The 4198-nt window shown below is 69.0% G+C and carries 3 protein-coding genes and 1 pseudogene; 2 read left to right on the forward strand and 2 right to left on the reverse strand.

The genetic code is table 11. From position 1 onward, the window contains the following. A pseudogene (locus AB0J66_RS49670) lies at positions 1 to 632 on the reverse strand (hypothetical protein); the annotation flags it as partial. A 130-nt stretch (positions 633 to 762) separates the two neighbouring features. Further along, positions 763 to 1080, reverse strand: a complete 318-nt coding sequence (locus AB0J66_RS49675; RefSeq protein WP_364676549.1) for a YbaB/EbfC family nucleoid-associated protein — start codon at positions 1078 to 1080, stop codon at positions 763 to 765. Positions 1081 to 1314: 234 nt separating this feature from the next. On the opposite strand from AB0J66_RS49675, the gene AB0J66_RS49680 reads away from it, so the two are divergent. Beyond that, complete coding sequence (locus AB0J66_RS49680; RefSeq protein WP_364676552.1) at positions 1315 to 2085, forward strand: SDR family oxidoreductase; 771 nt, start codon at positions 1315 to 1317, stop codon at positions 2083 to 2085. 495 nt (positions 2086 to 2580) lie between these two features. Next, positions 2581 to 4167, forward strand: coding sequence for a ricin-type beta-trefoil lectin domain protein (locus tag AB0J66_RS49685; protein WP_364676555.1), 1587 nt, complete (start codon positions 2581 to 2583; stop codon positions 4165 to 4167). Positions 4168 to 4198: the final 31 nt, after the last annotated feature.

Here is a 4198-nt window from a genome sequence, read left to right on the forward strand (position 1 = left end):
TCACCGGTGTAGCTACCACCGCCGAGCGTCCACCAGCCGGCGTTGCCGTTGGTGTACCGGCCGTTCTCGGTGTACGACGCGCCGTTGACGGCACATCCGAGACCGGCGACATTGCGGTAGGTGACCGGCTTGGCCACGGCCCGCTGAGTGCTGTTGCTGGTGCTGCTGGTGGTGGTGGATGCCGCCGTACCCGTACCCGTGCCCGTGCCTTTGCCCGTGGATGTCGTCGTGCCGGTTCGACCCGTCCCGGCGGCCCGGTCGGACACGGGGTCAGCCGCCGTCCCCGCGCCGGCCGGCTGCCCGGCCGATCGGTGATTGCCCTCCGCGCCCGGCTCGGCCACCCGTACGGTCTTCACCGGCTCGACTGGCTTGGCGGCGGACGGCGACGACACCACGCGACCCGAGCCACCGCCGGCGCCGCCGTCAACACCGGCGGCTTGCGACGCCGTGGTCGCTGTATCGGTCTTGCCGGTGCCGCGTAAGAGCACGCTCAGCCCGACGACGCTACCCGCCGTCAGCACCACGACGAGCGCGCCGACGGCCGTCTTGCCCACCGCGGACGTCTGCGCGCCGCGCCTCGCGGTACGGACGAACGCGCCGACGAAACCGGTCCGCGCTCCCCGGTGCGGCACCGGCTCATCAGGCGGAACGTCCGGACTCGACAACGGCTGCGACATGAAATTGTTCGCCCTTCTCTTTTGCGGTCGAGTTCTTATCCATCCGGATCGAACCCGATCCGGACAGTTCCTCTTCGGGGACGCCTCATCCGAACAGGCCCCGCATCCTGTCGACCGCGTCGGCCACCGGGGCCGCCCGCGCGGCGAGCAGCTCAGCCGACTGCTCCTCGGCCTGCCGAATCGCCGTCAGAATCTGGCTCGCCAGGTGAACGTTGTCGTGGTTCATCGCGTCCGGGCCGACGTCCAGGGAGTGGACCCGTCCGGCGCGCATCACGACCCGGATCGTCCCGTCGGGCGAATAGCCGGTCACCTCGGCCCGTTCGAAGTCGGCCCGGGCCCGCTGGGTGTCGGCGGTCAGCCTGCGCACCTGCTCGGCCATCTGGCGGTAATCCGGTGCGGTCATCCGGCAACGGTCCTCTCTCGTCCAGCGTCGATCTTGGTGAGCGGACGTCTCCGCCCCGCACCGATCGACGTTCCGGTCGGCCGGTGGTTCAAGTACGCGGTCCCGGCGGCAGCCTTGATCGCAATCAGGTTCCGTGAAGTCGCTCATGGGTGTTCGCCGACACAGCGCCCGAACCGACATCGGACCAGCCCGTTCTGTCCTCGGTGACACCCGGCAACAGAAAGGCAGGACGGGATGAAAACCTCAGCTTTTGATTTCACGGACTCCGTAGTGCTTGTCACCGGGGGCGGAAGTGGCATCGGCGCGGCGATCGCCGCGGCGTTCCTGGAAGCGGGCGCGACCGTCGTCGTGACCGGCCGGCGGTTGGAGGCGCTGCGGAAGACGCTGGCCGGGCACCCGCTGGATCGCGCCCACGCGATCAGCGCCGACGTCTCCGACAGCGCCCAGATCCGGGCGCTGATCGCGGAGATCGTCGACCGTTTCGGCCGCCTCGACGTCGTGGTGAGCAATGCGGGCACCCACGCGCTGGGTGAGATCACCGATCTCAGCGACGACCAATGGGAGGTGCTGCGCTCGACGAACATCGACGGGTTCTTCCACCTGGCCAAGGCGGTGCTGCCGCACCTAGAGCGCAGCGGCGGCAACCTGGTCGCCATCTCGTCGGTCTCCGGCGATCGCGGGGACTGGCGCCAATCCGCCTACAACGCCTCCAAGGCGGCGATCACCAATTTCGTCCGCTCGCTCGCCCTGGACTGGGGTCCCCGCGGCGTCCGCCTCAACGTGGTCGCCCCGGCCTTCACCGTCACCGAGCTCACCGCCGGGGCGGTGACTGACGAGCACCTGGTGGCCGCGGCGATCAACCGCATCACGCTGGGCCGTCTGGCCGAACCCACCGACGTGGCACCGGCTGTCCTGTTTCTGGCCAGCGACGAGGCCCGCTACATCACCGGGGCGGTCCTGGCCGTCGACGGCGGCACGAGCGCCTCCACCGGCCAGGCGCACTAGAGGTGCTGTCCAGGCACCCTCAGCGCCGCCTGAGGTGAACCCGCGCTGCGCCGGTACGTCTGCCTGAGTGGGCCGCTCGGAGAACGCGCGGCCCGTGGGTGAGGCGGCCCGACACAAGTTGGCCGATCCCGGATGGCCGGGCGTGACCGCTCATCGCGCCCGGCCATCGCCGTGCAGCCTCAGGGTCAGTCGAGCGGTCGCGGGATCCGGAGGGGCACGACTGCCCAGTCGCGACGCGAACGAGACACCGCTCGTAACACTTTCTCGCCGTAGGCCGGCGAGGACGCTTCGCTCATGCCGAAAAGTCCGGTCATGTTTCCTGAACGTTTCGCGGAATTGTGAAGGTTAACATAGCTGAACCTCAATGCCGCGTTGCGTACGGACCACCCCTCTTCGCGGCTGCCCGATCACGGGGAGAAGCAGCGAAGGAGCGTGCAGGTGCGTCGATCTCAACATGCCCGGCGGCAAGGCATTCCGGTGGTGGCTCTCGCGATCATGGCCATCGCCGTGGCGCTCGTGGCCATCGGACCGCGGCCGGCGCGGGCGCTGGACAACGGCGTGGCGCGGACCCCGCCGATGGGCTGGAACACCTGGAACACCTTCGGGTGCAACATCAACGAGACGCTGATCAAACAGACGGCCGACGCCCTGGTCGCCAACGGAATGCGGGACCTCGGCTACTCGTACGTGGTCGTGGACGACTGCTGGTTCGACCCCAACCGCGACGGCGCCGGCAACCTGCAGGCCAACCCGTCCCGCTTCCCCTCGGGCATGCGGGCGCTCGGCGACTATCTGCACGCCCGCGGGCTGAAGTTCGGCATCTACCAGGTGCCCGGGGCCAAGACCTGCGCACAGGCCACCGGCGGCTACCCCGGTGCGACCGGCAGCCGGGGTCATGAGGTCCAGGACGCCAACCAGTTCGCGGCCTGGGGTGTCGACTACCTCAAGTACGACTACTGCGACGGCAGCGGCACGATCAACGACCAGGTCGCCACCTTCGCCAAGATGCGCGACGCGCTGCGCGCCACCGGACGGCCCATCGTGCTCAGCATCAACTCCAACAGCTTCCACTGCTGTACGGGGCCGCAGCGCAACTGGACCGACGTGGCCAACATGTGGCGTACCACCGAGGACATCACCAACCGGTGGGACACCGGCAACACCAACGGCTACCCGATGGGCGTCAAGAACATCATCGACGTCACGGTGCCCCTGGCTTCGTACGCCGGGCCCGGTGGCTTCACCGACCCCGACATGATGGTCGTCGGCCGGGGCGGGATGACCGACACCGAGATGCGCACACACTTCGCCATGTGGGCGGTCATGGCGGCCCCTCTGATCGCCGGCAACGACGTTCGGTCGATGGACAGTGCGACGTCCACGATCCTCAAGAACAGCCGGCTGATCGCCATCAACCAGGACAGCCTGGGTCGCCAGGGCGCCCAGGTCGCCAACGACAGTGGACGCCGGGTGCTGGCCAAACCGTTGGCCAACGGTGACGTGGCGGTGGCGCTCTACAACCCGGGCTCCGGCACCGCCACCATGACCACCAGCGCCGCGGCGGTCGGCAAGTCCGGCAGTTCGTTCACCCTCACCGAGGCGTGGACCGGTGCGGTCACCACCACCTCGGGGACCATCAGCGCCGCTGTGCCCGCCCACGGGACGGTCGTCTTCCGGGTCAGCGGCGGCGGCACGACCACCCCGACGGCGAACACTCTGGTCAGTTCGTCGTCCGGACGCTGCCTGGACGTCCCGAACAGCACCACCGCCAACGGCACCCAGCCGGTCATCTGGGACTGCGGCACCGGGGCCAACCAGCGCTGGACGGTCTCCGGTCAGACGCTGCAGTCCCTCGGCAAGTGCCTGGACGCTCCCGTCAATGCGACGGCCGGAGCGAAGGCCCAGATCTGGGACTGCAACGGCGGCGCCAACCAACAGTGGACGCTGCAGGCCGACGGGACCATCCGTGGCAACCAGTCCGGTCTGTGTCTCGACGTCGACCGTAATCTGACCACCAACGGCACTCTCGTACTGCTCTGGACCTGCACCGGCGCCGCCAACCAGATCTGGACGCGCCGCTGACCCGGCGCCGGCACCGGATCGCTGATCCGGT

This window comes from Actinoplanes sp. NPDC049598, from assembly GCF_040675435.1.
GTDB lineage: Bacteria > Actinomycetota > Actinomycetes > Mycobacteriales > Micromonosporaceae > Actinoplanes.